Source organism: Roseovarius sp. MBR-79, from assembly GCF_053628555.1.
Genome location: NZ_JBRJGP010000003.1, coordinates 277,755 through 293,949 on the forward strand (window position 1 = coordinate 277,755; position 16,195 = coordinate 293,949).

General features: G+C 66.6%; 11 protein-coding genes and 1 tRNA gene. 9 read left to right on the top strand and 3 right to left on the bottom strand.

From position 1 onward, the window contains the following. The first annotated feature begins 18 nt into the window (after positions 1–18). Together ACSSV8_RS04815 and ACSSV8_RS04820 are read left to right on the top strand one after the other, a co-directional pair. The gene (locus tag ACSSV8_RS04815) at positions 19–2,427 is read left to right on the top strand and encodes a ligase-associated DNA damage response DEXH box helicase (RefSeq protein ID WP_354539129.1); all 2,409 of its coding nucleotides are present in this window, start codon (positions 19–21) and stop codon (positions 2,425–2,427) included. 77 nt (positions 2,428–2,504) lie between these two features. Then, a tRNA-Pro gene (locus ACSSV8_RS04820) sits at positions 2,505–2,581 on the top strand. Positions 2,582–2,651: 70 nt separating this feature from the next. Here the strand turns inward: ACSSV8_RS04820 and ACSSV8_RS04825 are convergent. Both ACSSV8_RS04825 and ACSSV8_RS04830 read right to left on the bottom strand, forming a co-directional pair. Beyond that, positions 2,652–3,611, bottom strand: coding sequence for a DUF808 domain-containing protein (locus ACSSV8_RS04825; protein WP_354539130.1), 960 nt, complete (start codon positions 3,609–3,611; stop codon positions 2,652–2,654). A 159-nt stretch (positions 3,612–3,770) separates the two neighbouring features. Beyond that, positions 3,771–5,093 carry a lytic murein transglycosylase gene (locus ACSSV8_RS04830; protein ID WP_454281681.1) on the bottom strand — a complete coding sequence of 441 codons (1,323 nt, stop codon included), beginning with the start codon at positions 5,091–5,093 and terminating at the stop codon, positions 3,771–3,773. Between the two features lie 176 nt (positions 5,094–5,269). Here ACSSV8_RS04830 and ACSSV8_RS04835 point away from each other — a divergent pair, with 176 nt between their 5' ends. Continuing rightward, the gene (locus ACSSV8_RS04835) at positions 5,270–6,223 is read left to right on the top strand and encodes a calcium/sodium antiporter (RefSeq protein WP_354539131.1); all 954 of its coding nucleotides are present in this window, start codon (positions 5,270–5,272) and stop codon (positions 6,221–6,223) included. A gap of 3 nt (positions 6,224–6,226) precedes the next feature. Here ACSSV8_RS04835 and rnr read toward each other — a convergent pair whose 3' ends face one another. Continuing rightward, positions 6,227–8,482: a ribonuclease R gene (rnr, locus tag ACSSV8_RS04840; RefSeq protein ID WP_454281682.1), complete on the bottom strand. Its 2,256-nt coding sequence runs from the start codon at positions 8,480–8,482 to the stop codon at positions 6,227–6,229. Between the two features lie 118 nt (positions 8,483–8,600). On the opposite strand from rnr, the gene ACSSV8_RS04845 reads away from it, so the two are divergent. From ACSSV8_RS04845 to ACSSV8_RS04870, 6 genes are all read left to right on the top strand, one after another. Further along, positions 8,601–9,173, top strand: coding sequence for a helix-turn-helix domain-containing protein (locus ACSSV8_RS04845; RefSeq protein WP_454281683.1), 573 nt, complete (start codon positions 8,601–8,603; stop codon positions 9,171–9,173). A 10-nt stretch (positions 9,174–9,183) separates the two neighbouring features. Continuing rightward, positions 9,184–9,804 carry a LysE family translocator gene (locus ACSSV8_RS04850; protein ID WP_354539134.1) on the top strand — a complete coding sequence of 207 codons (621 nt, stop codon included), beginning with the start codon at positions 9,184–9,186 and terminating at the stop codon, positions 9,802–9,804. Then, the gene (locus ACSSV8_RS04855; protein WP_354539135.1) at positions 9,804–10,175 is read left to right on the top strand and encodes a GFA family protein; all 372 of its coding nucleotides are present in this window, start codon (positions 9,804–9,806) and stop codon (positions 10,173–10,175) included. Before ACSSV8_RS04850 ends, ACSSV8_RS04855 begins: the two co-directional genes overlap by 1 nt. A gap of 12 nt (positions 10,176–10,187) precedes the next feature. Beyond that, complete coding sequence (locus ACSSV8_RS04860) at positions 10,188–12,638, top strand: GcvT family protein (RefSeq protein WP_454281684.1); 2,451 nt, start codon at positions 10,188–10,190, stop codon at positions 12,636–12,638. Continuing rightward, a complete protein-coding gene (locus ACSSV8_RS04865; protein WP_454281685.1) occupies positions 12,635–13,531 on the top strand; it encodes a homocysteine S-methyltransferase family protein in 897 nt (298 codons plus the stop codon). Before ACSSV8_RS04860 ends, ACSSV8_RS04865 begins: the two co-directional genes overlap by 4 nt. A 78-nt stretch (positions 13,532–13,609) precedes the next feature. Next, positions 13,610–16,057, top strand: a complete 2,448-nt coding sequence (locus ACSSV8_RS04870; protein WP_454281686.1) for a GcvT family protein — start codon at positions 13,610–13,612, stop codon at positions 16,055–16,057. The last annotated feature ends 138 nt before the right edge of the window (positions 16,058–16,195 follow it).

Below are 16,195 nucleotides of genomic sequence, written 5' to 3' on the forward strand. Positions count from 1 at the left end.
CGCCCTAGATTGGCCGGCATGAACGCCCTGCCCGCCCCGATTTCCCGATGGTTCGCCGCCCGTGGCTGGCAGGTGCATTCGCATCAGGCGGCAATGCTGGCGCGCGCGCATGACCCCGCGACGCTGATCATCGCGCCAACCGGGGGCGGCAAGACGCTGGCGGGGTTCCTGCCGACGCTGGTTGATCTCTGCGAGACGCCCCGCGCGGGGCTGCACACGCTCTATATCTCGCCGCTCAAGGCGCTCGCCGCCGATATCAGGCGCAACCTGACCGGCCCGATTGCCGAGATGGGCCTTGATATCCGCGTCGAGGACCGCACCGGCGACACCTCCGCGCATGTCAGGCGCCGTCAGCGCGCCGACCCGCCGCATATATTGCTCACCACGCCCGAAAGCCTTGCGCTTCTGCTGTCCTATGAGGACGCACCACGCATCTTCGGCGGCCTCACCCGCGTGATCGTCGATGAAATCCACGCGCTGGCCGAATCGAAGCGCGGCGATCAGCTGATGCTCGCGCTCTCCCGGCTTCAGGCGCTTTGCCCCGGCCTGTGCCGCGTGGGCCTGTCGGCCACGGTCGAGGATCCGCCGGCACTTGCGCGGTTTCTCGGTCACGGGGCGGAGCCTTGCGCGATCCTTCAGGCCGCCCCCGGCCCCGAGCCGGATATCGCCATGCTCGACGTGGGCGCAGCCCCGCCCTGGGCCGGGGGCGGCGCGGCCCATGCGATCCCCGCCGTGCTCGACGCCATTCGCGCGCATCGCACCACGCTTGTTTTTCACAACACCCGCGCGCAGGCCGAGATATTCTTTCGCAACCTGTGGCTGGCCAACGATGATGCGCTACCCATCGCCATTCACCACGGCAGCCTTGACCGCGAACAGCGCGCCCGCGTCGAGGCGGCGATGGCAGCGGGTGCCTTGCGCGCGGTCGTCTGCACCGGCAGCCTCGATCTGGGGCTTGACTGGGGCGACGTGGACCTCGTGATCCAGATCGGCGCGCCGAAAAACGTCAAGCGGCTGGTGCAGCGCATCGGGCGCGCCAATCACCGCTATAACGCACCCTCCAAGGCGCGGCTGGTGCCCGCCAACCGCTTCGAGGTGGTGGAATGTCTGGCCGCGCTCGAGGCGGTGCGCGCGCATGATCTCGATGGCGCGCCGCGCGGGGCGGGGCCGCTTGACGTGCTGTGCCAGCACATCCTCATCCGTGCCTGTGCGGGGGCCTTTGACGCGGGCGCGCTTTATGAGGAGGTGCGCGGCGCGGGGCCATATGCCACGCTCTCGCGCGCGGATTTCGACGCCTGTCTCGAGTTCTGCGCCACGGGGGGCTATGCTCTGCGCGCCTATGACCGCTGGCAGCGCCTGCAACAGCGCGCCGACGGGCTCTGGCAATTGCGCGACCCGCGCAGCGCCCGCCTTATCCGCATGAATATAGGCACGATCCAGGATACCGATACGCTCAAGGTGCGGATGAAGCGCGCGCGCGGCGGCGCGCCCTTGGGCGAGATCGAAGAGGGCTTTGCCGCCACGCTCAGCCCCGGCGACACCTTCCTGATGGGCGGTCAGGTGGTGCGGTTCGAGGGTTTGCGCGAGATGGTGGTGGAGGTGAGCCGCGATCCGGGGCGCACGCCGAAAATCGCCACCTATATGGGCACGAAATTCGCCACCTCGACCCAGCTTTCAGACCGAATTCTTGCGCTGCTCGCCCGGCCCGACTGGCCCGATCTGCCCGCGCCGGTGCGCGATTGGCTGCACCTGCAACGCGAGGTGTCGGAGATGCCCGCGCGCGAGCGGCTTCTGATCGAGAGCTTTGCCCATGAGGGGCGCGAACATGCCTGCGTCTACGGCTTCTCGGGGCGCAACGCGCAGCAGACGCTGGGGCTTTTGCTGACCAAGGAGATGGAGGCCGAGGGGCTGGCACCCATGGGCTTTGTCGCCACCGATTACGCCACGCTGATCTGGGGGCTGGAACCGCTCATTGAGGCCGCGCCGCTTCTGGCCCCTGGCCGACTGCGCGGGGGGCTGGAAAGCTGGCTCATGGGCAACGCGGTGATGAAGCGGACTTTCCGCGCCTCGGCCACCATCGCGGGCCTTATCCAGCGCAACAGTCCGGGCGCGCGCAAGAGCGGGCGGCAGGCGACGGTCTCGTCGGATATCCTCTATGACACGCTGGTGAAATACGACCCCGACCACCTTCTGTTGCGGATCACACGGGCCGAGGCGATGCGCGGCCTTGTCGATTTCGGCCGCATCGAGGAGATGCTGGCGCGCATCGGCCCGCGCATCACCCTGCGCCGCCTGCCGCGCATCTCGCCGCTGGCCGCACCGCTCTTTCTGGAGGCGGGGCGCGTGCCGGTGGCGGGCGCGGCGCAAGAGCGGCTTCTGGCGGAGGAAGCCGCGCGGTTGATGGCCACGGCGGGGCTTGTCCCCTGAACCACAGAAATCACGCGCCGCTCCACCCAACCCCCTTGCCAAGCCCCCGGCTGGGGTATATGCGCCCGTCTCACGGTCGGAGTGTAGCTCAGCCTGGTAGAGCACTGTCTTCGGGAGGCAGGGGCCGGAGGTTCGAATCCTCTCACTCCGACCAATGATTCCCGGATCTCACCAGCGTTTCAAACAGGGTGCGGCGGTTCGAGGAATAACATTCATCGAGGTTATCACGCCTTTTCCGGGAACAACCAGCCCGAAACCGGAATGACAGCGCGCGTGACAACCGGGATCAGCAGCAGCCCGGCGGCCAACCCGACAAGGCCATCAAGCCCGGCGGTCACGGCCCATCTCACCAGCCCCCTGGCCGAGACGACCGCCTCCGCCGCCAGCGTCGCCGCGTGCTTGATCTGCTCATAAGGCAGGTGCCAGCCCAGATCGTGCAGCCCGTGCACGAGGATGCTGCCGCCCACCCACAGCATGGCAAAGGTGCCGATGGTGGCGATCACGCCCATCACCGCGGGCATGGATTTGACGATGCCGTGCCCCAAGGCGCGGGTCAGGGCGAAGCGCCCCTTCAGGGTCAGGAAAATCCCCAGATCGTCGGCCTTCACCAGCAGGGCCACCGCCCCGTAAACCAGCGCCGTGATGCCAATGGCCACCGCCGCGAGGACCACGGCCTGTATCCAGAAACTGTCGATCTCGATCTGAGACAGCGCGATGGTCATGATCTCGGCAGACAGGATGAAATCGGTCTTGATCGCGCCTTTCACCCGCTGCTCTTCCAGATGCGCCGCGCTCAGCGTCTGCGCCTGTTGCGGCCCGTGATCCTTGTGCGGCACGATCAGGTGCCAGACCTTTTCGGCCCCCTCGAAACACAGATAGGCCCCGCCGATCATCAGAAGCGGCGTCAGCATCCAGGGCAGGAACGCCTGCAACAGAAGCGCGGCAGGCAGCAGGATCACCAGCTTGTTGAAAAACGACCCCCGCGCGATTTTCCAGACGATGGGCAATTCGCGCGCCGCGGGCAGGCCGGTGACGTATTTCGGCGTCACGGCAGCATCGTCGATGACCACACCGGCAGCCTTGCTCCCGGCTTTGGCGGCCTGCGCGGCCACATCGTCGAGTTGCGCCGCCGCCAGCTTGGCAATCGCCGCGACATCGTCGAACAGGGCCAGTAATCCGCTCATGATGCTTTCCACCGTGGTTTGCCGCGCCGGCGGCTACGGATCCTGTTGCGAACCGTCGCGCCGACACGGTGTGGTAAATTTCCACCACGTTCAAGCGTGGGGATTGTCCATGCCTCTGAAAAAGACGCAGCCGGACCCGTTATCGTTGGCCCTGCCCCCTCAGGACCGCCGCAACAGCGCCAGAAGCTGTTGCGACGGCAAACCGTCCTGCGCCACGCCCCTTGACTGCTGGAAGGCGCGGATCGCGTTGACGGTGTTCGGCCCGACGATGCCGTCGATCTTTTCCACGGCGTAGCCCTTGCGCTGAAGCAGGCGCTGCATCTCCATGCGCTCGTCAAAGCTGAGCGGGTCGTAGCCGCGCGGCCAGGCGGCCTTGATCTCCGGCCCGCCACCGATCCTGTCCGAGAGGTGCCCAACCCCGAGCGCATAGGCGTTGGAATTGTTGTAGCGCTTGATCACGTCGAAATTGGCAAAGACCATGAAGGACGGCCCCGCCGCCCCCGCAGGCTGAAAGATACGCGCCGCACCAAAATCACGCACCGCCCGCCCGTCCATCCCGGTCACGCCGCGCGCGGCCCAGTCCGATGGCATCCGCTTTGCCTCGCCAAAGGACGCGCCGCGCGGCACCCGCACCTCCACCCCCCAGGGCATCCCCTTGCGCCAGCCGAACCGCTTGAGATAGGCGGCAGTGGAGGCGAGCGCGTCGGTGGGATCGTCCGACCAGATGTCGCGCTTGCCGTCGCCGGTGAAATCCACCGCGTAGGCGAGGTAGGATGTCGGCATGAACTGGGTATGTCCCATGGCCCCGGCCCAGGAGCCTTTCATGTTCTCCGGCGTCACATCGCCCGATTGCAGGATTTGCAGCGCGGCGACGAGCTGTTTTTCGAAGAAGGCCCCGCGCCGCCCGTCAAAGGCCAGCGTCGCCATGGACTGAATGAGCGGAAGATCACCCAGACGCTCGCCATATGTGCTCTCCATGCCCCAGACGGCGGCAACCACCTCTTTTTCAACGCCGTAATGCGCCTCGATCCGCTCCAGCGCGCGGCGGTGCTGGCGCAGGGCCTTTTGCCCGTTCTCGACCCGCACAGGCGATGCTGCGCTGTCGAGATAATCCCAGATCTCGCGCTTGAATTCGGACTGGTTGCGGTCCTTGGCCACCACCTCGGGGTCATACCGCACGCCCTGAAACGCGCGGTCGAACACGCGCGCGCTGATCCCCTGAGAGAGGGCGCGGCCCCGGAACCCGTTTATCCACCGATCGAAATTCGCATTCCCGCTCGCCAGCACCACCCGCTCCGCGCCCTCGGGGCGCGCCTGCGGCCGCAGGCTGCGCACGGGGCCATCCACCGCGACCACGGCCGCCGCCACGATCACCCCGGAGCCGGGCCGCATCTGCGGGCGTGGCGATTCTGCCAAGGTGGCCTGCGCCGCCCCGCCAAATGCGAGAAAAAGCCCCGTAACCCCGATCAGTCCTGCCCGCATTGCCCTGCCTCCGCTTGCCGGTCATTTGCGCCATGATAGCGCGATTGTTTCCGTTTCGAAAGCAATCCCGCCCGCGCCGGAATTATCTTTGCCGCGACCTTGAACCGGGGGCGGGGAGCGGCCCATATCAGGCGTTACCGTGCCCGAGAGGGATGCGGCCCATCAAGGGGACAGCGGTGGATATCCTGTACATTCTGGGCGGATTGGTCGGTCTGGTGATCGGCGGGGACCTCTTGGTGCGGGGGGCTGTCACGCTGGCGCGGGGCTTTGGCATCTCGCCCCTCATCATCGGGCTGACGCTGGTGGGTTTCGGCACCTCGACGCCCGAACTGGTGACAAGCCTTCAGGCGGCCTTTGCCGGATCGCCCGGCATCGCGGTCGGCAATATCGTCGGCAGCAATATCGGCAATATCCTGCTGATCCTCGGGCTGGCCGCGCTGATCGCGCCGGTGGTGGTGGCCCCCGAGGCCCTTCGCCGCGACGGGGTTGTGATGCTTGCCGCGACGCTCGGCTTTGTCGCCGTGGCCCTGTCGGGCGGGATTGGTCGCGGGGTTGGCGCGGGGTTTGTCGTGGCACTTCTGGCCTATCTGCTGGCCACCGTGCTGTTCGAGCGTCGCCGCCAGAGTGCCGCCGCCGCGATGTATGCGCATGAGGCCGAGAGCGTGCCACAGGTGCGGCTCGGCACCGGGCGCGCGGCGCTGATCCTGCTGGCGGGGCTGGCCGCAACATTGATCGGCGCGAAGTTCCTCGTGACGGGTGCGATCGAGCTGGCCGCGCGGCTTGGCATGTCCGAGGCGGTGATCGGCCTGACCATCGTCGCCATCGGCACCTCCATGCCCGAGCTTGTCACCTCGGTCATTGCTGCGCGCAAGGGCCATGGCGATGTCGCCTTCGGCAATATCGTGGGCAGCAACATTTTCAACATCCTCGGGATTCTCGGGGTGACGGCACTGGTTCAACCGCTTGCCGTGCCGCCGGGTATCGCCGGGGTCGATATCTGGGTGATGCTGGGCGCGACGGTGGTCATGCTGCTCTTTGCCCGCACCGGCTGGCGGGTCGGGCGGCGCGAGGGGGCGGTGATGGTGCTGGCCTATGCGGCCTATCTCGCGGTGCTGCTGGCGGCGGTGTAAGCGTCACACGCGCTTGCGGGCCGCCTTGCGCTTGAGCTTGGCGGCCTTGGCGCGGGCGGTGGCAAGCTTGCGGCGGGGCGGCTTGCCGCGCGATTTCGACGGGCCGCGCGGCATATGCACGCCGTCGAGTTCCACAAGATCGAAGGCGAGCCCCCCCGAGACCGGTGCCGCCTCGGCCAGGCGCACCGTGACCCGCTGGCCAAGGGCGATCACCCGGCCCGTCTCGGCCCCCATGAGCGTGCCGCTATTGTGGTCGAAATGGAAATATTCGTGCCCCAGGGCGCGCATCGGGACAAGGCCGTCCGCCCCGGTCTCGTCCAGCTTCACGAACACGCCGAACCGCGCGATTCCGCTGATCCGCCCGGTGAATTCCTCGCCCAGACGTTCCGAGAGAAAGGCGGCGAGGTAGCGGTCATTGGTGTCGCGCTCGGCCATCATGGAACGCCGCTCGGTGTCCGAAATGTGCTGCGCGGTCTGCTCCAGCCGCTCGATTTCCTCGGCGCCGAGGCCGTCCTTGCCCCAGCCATGGGCGGCGACAAGAGCGCGATGCACCACCAGATCGGCATAGCGCCGGATCGGCGAGGTGAAATGCGCATAGGCCCGCAGTGCGAGACCGAAATGGCCGAGGTTCTGCGGCGCGTAATAGGCCTGCGTCATCGAGCGCAGGGTGGACATGTTGATGATCTCGGCATGATCGGTGCCGCGGGCCGCGTGCAGAAGCGCGTTGAGATGCGCGGTGCGCAGCACCTGCCCCTTGGCCAGCACCAGCCCCGCCGCCTGCGCCACCTCGCGAAGCGCGTCGAGCTTTTCGGGGGCGGGCTCTTCGTGGACACGAAAGAGGAGCGGTGTCTTCCGCGCGATCAGCGTCTCGGCGGCGGCGACGTTGGCGAGCACCATGCAGTCCTCGATCAGCCGATGCGCGTCGAGCCGTTCGGCAAAGCGCACCGACGTGACCTCTCCGGCCTCGCTCAGCACCACCTTGCGCTCGGGCAGGTCGAGATCGAGCGGCGCGCGGCGGCGGCGCGCCTCCCGGAGGGCGGCATAGGCGGCATAGAGCGGGCGGATCACCGGATCAAGCAGCGGACCGGCCTTGTCGCCGGCCGCTCCGTCCATCGCCGCCTGCACCTCTTCATAGGTCAGCGACGCGGCAGAGCGCATCAACCCGCGCACAAAGCGATGGTTGATCTTCTCGCCCGTGGCATCAATCTGCATGCGCACGGCAAGGCAGGGGCGCGGCACGCCCTCGTGCAGCGAGCACAGATCGCCCGACAGCCGGTCGGGCAACATCGGCACCACGCGGTCAGGGAAATAGCTGGAATTGCCCCGCTTTTTCGCCTCGGTATCGAGCGGGGAGCCGGGGCGCACGTAATGGGCGACATCGGCGATGGCGACCCAGATCACATGGCCGCCGGGGTTCTCGGGGTCATCATCGGCATGGGCGTGAACCGCGTCGTCGTGGTCGCGCGCATCCCAGGGGTCGATGGTGATGAGCGGCAGGTCGCGCAGGTCCTCGCGGCCCTTCAACCCGGCGGGTTTCATCGCGTCGGCCTCGGCGATCACCGCGTCGGGAAACTCATCCGGGATGCCGTGCTGATGAATGGCGATGAGCGAGACGGCGCGCGGCGCAGAGGGGTCGCCCAGCCGGTCAAGCACCCGCGCGCGCGGCAGGCCCATCCGCCCTGCCGGCCCCGCCTGTTCGGCCTCGACCAACTCGCCGTCTTTCGCGCCGCCGGTCGCCTCGGCGGCCACAAGCCATTCGCGTCCCTCGCCCTTGTCGATGGGCAGGATGCGCCCGCCCTCCGTGCTCTTGCGAAAAATACCCAGCACTTTTCGGGGGTTGGTGCCGATGCGCCGGATCAGCCGCGCCTCGTAATGATGCGCCTCGCCGCGCACTTCCTGCAATTTGGCAAGGATGCGGTCCCCCTTGGCCATGGCCGGATCGGCGGCGCGCGGCAGCATCAGCACGACCGGCTCCACCCCCTCGCCATGCCATTCGAGGGGGCGCGCCAGCAACTCGCCATCGGGCGTCTGACCCGAGATTTGCAGCACGCTTACAGGCGGAAGGCGGTCGGGGTCGCGGTAGGTTTTCTTGCGCTTTTCCAGATGCCCTTCGGATTCAAGCTCGCGCAGGACGCGCTTGAGGTCGATCCGCGACGCGCCCTTGATGCCAAAGGCCTTGGCGATGTCGCGTTTGGAGGTGAGGGTCGGGTGGTCGGAAATCCATTGCAGGATCTCCGCCTTGGAGGGCATCTGGCTCATGGCCCGCACCTAGCACGACGCGCGAGGGCCGTCATCCGCGAAACCGCGAAAACCGCTTGCGTTTTCACGACACACGGGCCAGCATGAAAAAATTAGCCTTTTTTTCATCGGAGGGCATATGGACGAGCACCGCATCGAGACGCCGGGCAGCCTTGGTGCCGATCTGCGCGCGCTGCGCAAGGCGCGCGGCCTGACCTTGGCGGCGCTGGCGGCGCGGCTGGGGCGGTCGGTTGGCTGGTTGTCTCAGGTCGAGCGCGATCTGTCGGAACCGTCGATCAGCGATCTGCGGCAGGTGGCCGAGGTGCTGGGCGTGCCGATGTCGCTTCTGTTCGGACATGCAAGCGCGCCTGTGGGCGAACAGGGCTATGTGGTGCGGGCAGGCGCGCGGCGGCCCATGGGCTCGGGTGAGGAGGGGCTGATCGAGGAATTGCTCTCGCCCGATCTGACCGACGATTTCGAGGTGATCCATTCGACCTTTCGCCCCGGCTCGAAGATGCAGCGTCCGGCGCAGCGGCCGACACAGGAGGTGGGCTATATCGTCTCCGGACGGCTTGACCTGAAGATCGGAAACCAGCGGTTTACCGTAGGCCCCGGCGACAGCTTTCGCTTTCGCGGCGAACCCTATTGCTGGTCCAACCCCTATGACACGGCTTGCGTGGCGATCTGGGTGATCGCCCCGCCGGTCTATTGAGGGCGCGCGCATGAGCTATCAGGCATGGACCGTGTTTGCGCTCTTCTGGGTGGTGTTTGTCACCACGCCGGGGCCGAATGCGGTCAATTGCATCACCAATGGCATGACCCTCGGATTTCGGCGCAGCCTGTGGGGGGTGTTGGCGATCCTGACGCAGGCGACGCTGTTCCTGAGCCTGTCGGCGGCTGGGGTGACGGCGCTGATTGCCGCCTCGCCGGTGGCGTTTCAGGTGGCCAAGCTGATCGGGGCGGGGTTCCTGATCTATCTCGGCGTGCGAGGCTGGATACTGGCGCGGCGGCCCGTCAGGGCCGATGAGCGACCCGGCGGATCAGTCTATTGGCGGGCGCTGGCGATTGCCACGATCAATCCCAAGAGCGTTGCGGGCTATCTGGCGGCGTTCTCGCAATTCGTGCAACCGGATGTGCCGATCGGCGCGCAGATGTGGGTGATCTTTCCCACCGCGCTCACGATCACCGCGATGAGCTACACCGGCTTTACCGCGCTTGGCGCGGGGCTTGGGCGCGCGGCCTTGGGGGCGGTGGTCAACGTCTGGCTACGGCGCATCATGGCCGCCGCCTTCGTGATCTACGGCGTGGCCCTGGGCAGCGCCGCAACACCGGGGAGGGGATGATGCTGACGGGGGCGTGTCTGTGCGGGGATGTGACATTCACGGTGAGATCGACACCGCAAGGGCCGAGCGTGTGCCATTGCGGGCAATGCCGCAAGCAGTCGGGCCATACCTGGGCGTCGGCCTATGTGGCGCGGTCGGATTTGAGTATTTGTGGAACAGTGAACTGGTATGCTGCGAGCGCGACGGCAAAGCGCGGCTTTTGTCCGCGCTGCGGGTCGTTCCTGTTCTGGGCGGCGGATGCCGAGGACACGATGAGTTTCGCGCTGGGTGCGCTGGAGGCACCGACCGGGCTGCGGCTCGAGAAGCACATCTTTGTCAAGGACAAGGGTGATTATTACAACATCGCGGACGGCGTGCCGCAGAAGGGCTGAGGGAGGCAAGACATGGCCGAGATACCAACAACCGCGCGGGTCGTGGTCATCGGCGGCGGCGCGGTGGGGGCGTCGTGCCTCTACCATCTGGCCAAGGCCGGGTGGACCGATTGCGTTCTGCTGGAAAAGAACGAATTGACCGCTGGCAGCACATGGCACGCGGCGGGCAATGTGCCCACGTTTTCCACAAGCTGGTCGGTGATGAACATGCAGCGCTATTCCACCGAGCTTTACGCGCGGCTGGGGGCGGAGGTGGATTACCCGATGAATTACCACCAGACCGGCTCGATCCGTCTGGCGCATAGTAAGGAACGGATGCAGGAATTCGCCCGCGCGCGCGGCATGGGCAAGTATCAGGGGATGGATCTGGAGATCCTCGGGGTGGAGGAAATCAAGGCGCGCTATCCCTTCATCGAGACGCATGACCTCAAGGGCGCGCTTTACGACCCCAACGACGGCGATATCGACCCGGCGCAACTGACGCAGGCCCTGGCCAAGGGTGCGCGCGAGATGGGGGCAAAGGTGCTGCGCTTCTGTCCCGCCACGGGCGTGCGGCGCGAAAACGGCGAATGGATCGTCGAGACCGCCAAGGGCGATATCCGCTGCGAAATCGTGGTCAATGCCGCAGGCTATTATGCGCAGCGCGTCGGAGACTGGTTCATCCCCCATGGCGGGCGGCGGGTGCCGATGATGGTGATGAGCCATCAATACCTGCTATCCGAGGAAATCCCCGAGATCGAGGCCTGGTCGCGCGAGGTGGGCCACAAGCTGCCGCTTCTGCGCGATGTCGATGTGTCCTATTACCTGCGGCAGGAAAAGCACGGCTTCAATCTGGGTCCTTACGAGCCGCGCTGCCGCGCGCATTGGGTGGACCCGTCTGATCCTATGCCCGAGGATTTCAGCTTTCAGCTCTGGCAGGAGGATATCGACCGGATCGAGGAGATCGTGACCGACGCGATGGAGCGCGTGCCGCTTCTGGGCACCGCCGGGATCAGCAAGGTGATCAACGGCCCCATTCCCTACGCCCCCGACGGGATGCCGCTCTTGGGCCCCATGCCTGGCGTGCCCAATGCGTTCGAGGCTTGTGTCTTTACCTTCGGGATTGCGCAGGGCGGCGGCGCGGGCAAGGTGCTGGCGGAATGGATCACCGAGGGCGCGACGGAATGGGATATGTGGTCGTGTGACCCGCGCCGCTACACCGATTACACCGATCACGACTATTGCGTGCAAAAGGGGATGGAGGTTTACGGCCACGAATATGCCATGCATTTCCCGTGGCATCGCTGGCCTGCCGCACCCGATCGCAAGCTGTCGCCCCTGCATGACCGCATCAAGGCGCTTGGCGGGCAGATGGGCGCCTATAACGGCTGGGAACGTGCCAACTGGTTCGCGCATCCGGGTGACGACACATCCGAGGCCGCGACGCAGACCTGGGACCGCGCGGGACCGTGGGAGCCGCGCATCAGGCAAGAATGCGAGGCGGTGCGCGATCATTGCGGCGTGCTCGACCTGCCGGGGTTCTCGCGCTTCAAGGTGAAGGGACCGGGCGCCGATGACTGGCTGCGCGGGCTGGTCACGGGGGCCTTGCCCAAGGTCGGGCGCGTGGGGCTGGTGTATTTCGCCGATGACCGGGGCCGCATCGTCACCGAGATGTCGGTGACGTGCGAGGCCGAGGATCTGTTCGTGCTGGTCACCGCCGCCACCGCGCAATGGCACGACCGCGAATGGCTCGAGCGGCACATGCCCGAGGCGGCCACGTTCACGCTGGAGGATTGGACCGACCGGATGTCGACCCTGATCGTCACCGGCCCCGCGTCGCGTGACATCCTTGCCCCCCTGACCGATGCCAACCTGCACCTGCCCTGGCTCAGCTATCAAGAGACACAGGTGGCCGGGCGCTGGGCGGCGCTGTTGCGGGTTTCTTTCGCAGGCGAACTCGGCTGGGAGGTCCACGCGGAAAACGCCGATATACCGGCCATTTACGAGGCCATTCTGGCCGCCGGAGCGAAACCCTTCGGCATGTGGGCGCTGAATTCCTTGCGCATCGAGAAGGGCTATCGCGCGTGGAAAGGCGATCTTTCAACCGATTATTCCATGCTGGAAGGCGGGCTGGATCGCTTCGTGAAATTCGACAAGCCGCAGGAGTTTCCGGGCAAGGCGGCCCTTCTGGCAGAGAGGCAGCGCGGCGTGGCCAAACGCTTCGTCACGCTGATCGTCGAGGCGGGGGCGGCGGATGCGCCTTACATGTCCACCCTCTGGCATGAGGGCCGGATCGTGGGTGAAACCACCTCGGGCGCTTGGGGCTACCGGGTCAATGCCTCGCTTGCCTTGGGCATGCTGCGCGCCGATCTCGCCACCCCCGGCACGCGGCTTGAGGTCGAGATTTACGGGGAACGGTTCGCGGCCACGGTGCAGCCCGACGCGCCCGTCTGGGATCCGCAAAACGAAAGACTGCGCGCATGAGCAACATCACCCTCCTCGACGGTTCTATCGGGCAGGAACTGGTGAAACGCGCGGGCGACCGGCCCACGCCGCTCTGGTCCACGCAGGCGATGATCGACCACCCCGATCTGGTGCGGCAGGTCCATGACGCCTATTTCGCCGCCGGGGCGACCCTAGCGTCGACCAACACCTATGCCGTGCTGCCCGACCGTCTGGCGCGCGCCGGGATCGCCGACCGTCTGGCAGACCTGACCGAGACCGCACTCGCCGCAGCGCGCGGCGCGCGCGAGGCGCATGGTTCGGGCCGCATCGCCGGAACCATCGGCCCGCTTGTCGCCTCCTACCGCCCCGATCTCTGCCCGCCCAGCCCTGAGGCCGCCGAAATCTACGCCGAACCGGTGGCCCTTCTCGCGCCGCATGTGGACCTCCTGCTCTTCGAGACCATGTCCTCGGTCGATCAGGCGCGCGGCGCGCTGCTGGCCGCGAGCCGCACCGCCTGCCCGGTCTGGCTCGCCGTTTCGGTGATGGACGAGGACGGCACCCGCCTGCGCTCGGGCGAGCCTGTGGGCGCGCTGGCACCGCTTCTGGCCGAACACCGGCCCGACGCGCTGCTCATCAACTGCACGCGGCCCGAATCGGTCGCCCCCGCGCTTGAACGCCTGCGCGGCTTTGGCCTGCCCTTCGGGGCCTATGCCAACGGCTTCACCCGGATCACCGAGGGATTTCTCACCGATGCGCCCACTGTCGATGCACTCACAGCGCGCCACGACCTCACCCCCGCCGCCTATGCCGATCACGCCATGGGCTGGATCGCGCAAGGGGCCAGTATCGTCGGCGGCTGCTGCGAGGTCGGCCCCACCCACATCGCGGAACTGGCGCGCCGCATCCGCGAGGCGGGGCATGACATCGTCTGATCCCTTCATCTTGCCCAAAATATCCCGGGGAGCGCGAGGGGCTGGCCCCTCGCTCCGCCCCCTGACAGGAGCGACCCAATGAGCGATCTTCCAACCCACGCCCGCGTGGTCATCATCGGCGGTGGCGTGGTGGGCTGTTCGGTGGCTTACCACCTGACCAAACTCGGCTGGTCCGATGTGGTCTTGCTGGAGCGCAAGCAACTGACCTCGGGCACCACATGGCACGCCGCCGGATTGATCGGGCAGCTTCGCGCCAGCGCCAACATGACCCGCCTCGCGCGGTATTCGGCAGAGCTTTACACCGGGCTGGAGGCCGAGACCGGCGTCGCCACCGGCTTCCGGCAGGTGGGCTCGATCTCGGCGGCGCTGACGGGCGAGCGGCTGGAGGAGTTGAAGCGCAGCGCCGCGATGGCCCGCGCTTTCGGCGTGCCGGTGGAAGAACTCAGCCCCACCGAGATCGGCGCGCGCTACCCGCATCTGAACCTTGATGGCGTGACGGGGGGCGTCTGGCTACCCACCGACGGGCAGGCCGATCCCGCCAATATCGCGCTGGCACTGGCCAAGGGCGCGCGGATGCGCGGCGCGCGGGTTCAGGAGCGGGTCAAGGTAACGGGCATGACGCGGCAGGGCCGTCGCATCACCGGCGTCGACTGGCAGGGCGAGGATGGCACAAGCGGCCATATCGCCTGCGAGCATGTCGTGAATTGCGCGGGCATGTGGGGGCACGAGGTGGGGCGCATGGCGGGCACCAACGTGCCGCTCCATGCCTGCGAGCATTTCTATATCGTGTCCGAACCGATTGCAGGGCTCACCCAATTGCCGGTGCTGCGCGTGCCCGATGAATGCGCCTATTACAAGGAGGATGCGGGCAAGATCATGCTCGGCGCGTTCGAGCCGGTCTCCAAGCCCTGGGGCATGAACGGTATCCCCGAGAGCTTCGAATTCGATCAGTTGCCGGAAGATTTCGATCATTTCGAGCCGATACTGGAAGCGGCAGTGAACCGGATGCCGATGCTGGCGGAGGCGGGAATTCACACGTTCTTTAACGGCCCCGAAAGCTTTACCCCCGATGATGCCTATCACCTTGGCCTGTGCCCCGAGATGGACAATGTCTGGGTCGCCGCCGGGTTCAACTCCATCGGCATTCAATCGGCGGGGGGCGCAGGGCATGCGCTGTCGCAGTGGATGGACAGCGGCGAAAAGCCCTTTGATCTGGGCGATGTGGATATTGCCCGGATGCAGCCCTTTCAGGGCAACCGGCGGTATTTGTTCGAGCGCTCGAAGGAGACGCTCGGCCTGCTCTATGCCGATCACTACCCCTACCGGCAAAAGGCCACCGCGCGCGGCGTGCGGCGCACGCCGTTTCACGCGCAATTGCTGCAACGCGGGGCAGTCATGGGCGAATTGGCGGGCTGGGAGCGGGCCAACTGGTATGCCGCGCCGGGTCAGGAACGGGCGTATCGGTATTCGTGGAAGCGGCAGAACTGGTTCGAGAATGCCGGGGCCGAGGTGCGGGCGATCCGGCAGGGCGTGGGCATGTATGACATGTCGAGCTTCGGCAAGCTGCGGGTCGAGGGGCCGGGGGCGGAGGCGTTTCTCAACCATGTCTGCGGGGCGGATATGGCGGTGCCGGTGGGCCGGATCGTCTATACGCAGTTTTTGAACGCCAAGGGTGGCATCGAGGCGGATGTGACCGTCACGCGCCTTTCCGAGACCGCCTATCTGGTCGTCACCCCCGCCGCCACCCGGCTGGCCGATGAGACGTGGTTGCGGCGTCATTCGGTCGGGCGGATGGTCGTGATCACCGATGTGACCGCAAGTGAGGGCGTGCTGGCGGTGATGGGGCCAAAGGCGCGCGATCTGATGCGCGCGGTGTCGCCGGATGACTTTTCCAACGAGTCCCACCCGTTCGGGCATGCACGCGAGATCGAGATCGGCATGGGGCTGGCGCGGGCGCATCGCGTGTCTTACGTGGGCGAGCTTGGTTGGGAGATCTACGTCAGCGCCGACATGTGCGGCCATGTCTTCGAGGTGCTGTGGGAGGCGGGCGCGGATCACGGCCTGACGCTCTGCGGGATGCACGCGATGGACAGCTGCCGGATCGAAAAGGGTTTTCGCCATTTCGGCCATGACATCACCTGCGAGGATCACGTGCTGGAGGCGGGGCTGGGCTTTGCCGTCAAGACCTCCAAGCCCGATTTCATCGGACGCGCGGCGGTGCTGGCCAAGCGCGAGGCTGGGCTGGCCCGGCGCCTGCTGCAATTCCGCCTGACCGAGCCTGCGCCGATGCTCTATCACAACGAGCCGCTGCTGCGGGACGGTGAGATCGTGGGGTATCTGAGTTCCGGCGCTTACGGTCATCACCTCGGCGCGGCCATCGGCATGGGATATGTGCCGTGTCCCGGCGAGAGCACGGATGAGGTGCTGGCGTCATGCTACGAGATCGACGTGGCGGGTGCCCGCGTGCGGGCCGAGGCGAGCCTGCGGCCGATGTATGACCCGAAATCGGAGCGGATGCGCGGCTGACGGCGCGCCTCTCCTCCCGCGCCCCGTCACCCCCGCGCAGGCGCTAGGGGATGCACACATCTTCAGGTTTGGTTTTCGCGGAGCGCTTGACGGGTTTTGCGTTGCATGATTCGATTGTCCTACCTTGAATGGAGGGCG

What these genes read in the sequence shown, in the direction of transcription:
- rnr (WP_454281682.1), bottom strand. Translation starts at nt 8,482, where the DNA reads ATGAGCCAGATGCCCTCCAAGGCGGAGATCCTGCAATGGATTTCCGAC.
- ACSSV8_RS04865 (WP_454281685.1), top strand. Translation starts at nt 12,635, where the DNA reads ATGAGCAACATCACCCTCCTCGACGGTTCTATCGGGCAGGAACTGGTG.
- ACSSV8_RS04815 (WP_354539129.1), top strand. Translation starts at nt 19, where the DNA reads ATGAACGCCCTGCCCGCCCCGATTTCCCGATGGTTCGCCGCCCGTGGC.
- ACSSV8_RS04845 (WP_454281683.1), top strand. Translation starts at nt 8,601, where the DNA reads ATGGACGAGCACCGCATCGAGACGCCGGGCAGCCTTGGTGCCGATCTG.
- ACSSV8_RS04850 (WP_354539134.1), top strand. Translation starts at nt 9,184, where the DNA reads ATGAGCTATCAGGCATGGACCGTGTTTGCGCTCTTCTGGGTGGTGTTT.
- ACSSV8_RS04860 (WP_454281684.1), top strand. Translation starts at nt 10,188, where the DNA reads ATGGCCGAGATACCAACAACCGCGCGGGTCGTGGTCATCGGCGGCGGC.
- ACSSV8_RS04825 (WP_354539130.1), bottom strand. Translation starts at nt 3,611, where the DNA reads ATGAGCGGATTACTGGCCCTGTTCGACGATGTCGCGGCGATTGCCAAG.
- ACSSV8_RS04830 (WP_454281681.1), bottom strand. Translation starts at nt 5,093, where the DNA reads ATGCGGGCAGGACTGATCGGGGTTACGGGGCTTTTTCTCGCATTTGGC.
- ACSSV8_RS04870 (WP_454281686.1), top strand. Translation starts at nt 13,610, where the DNA reads ATGAGCGATCTTCCAACCCACGCCCGCGTGGTCATCATCGGCGGTGGC.
- ACSSV8_RS04855 (WP_354539135.1), top strand. Translation starts at nt 9,804, where the DNA reads ATGCTGACGGGGGCGTGTCTGTGCGGGGATGTGACATTCACGGTGAGA.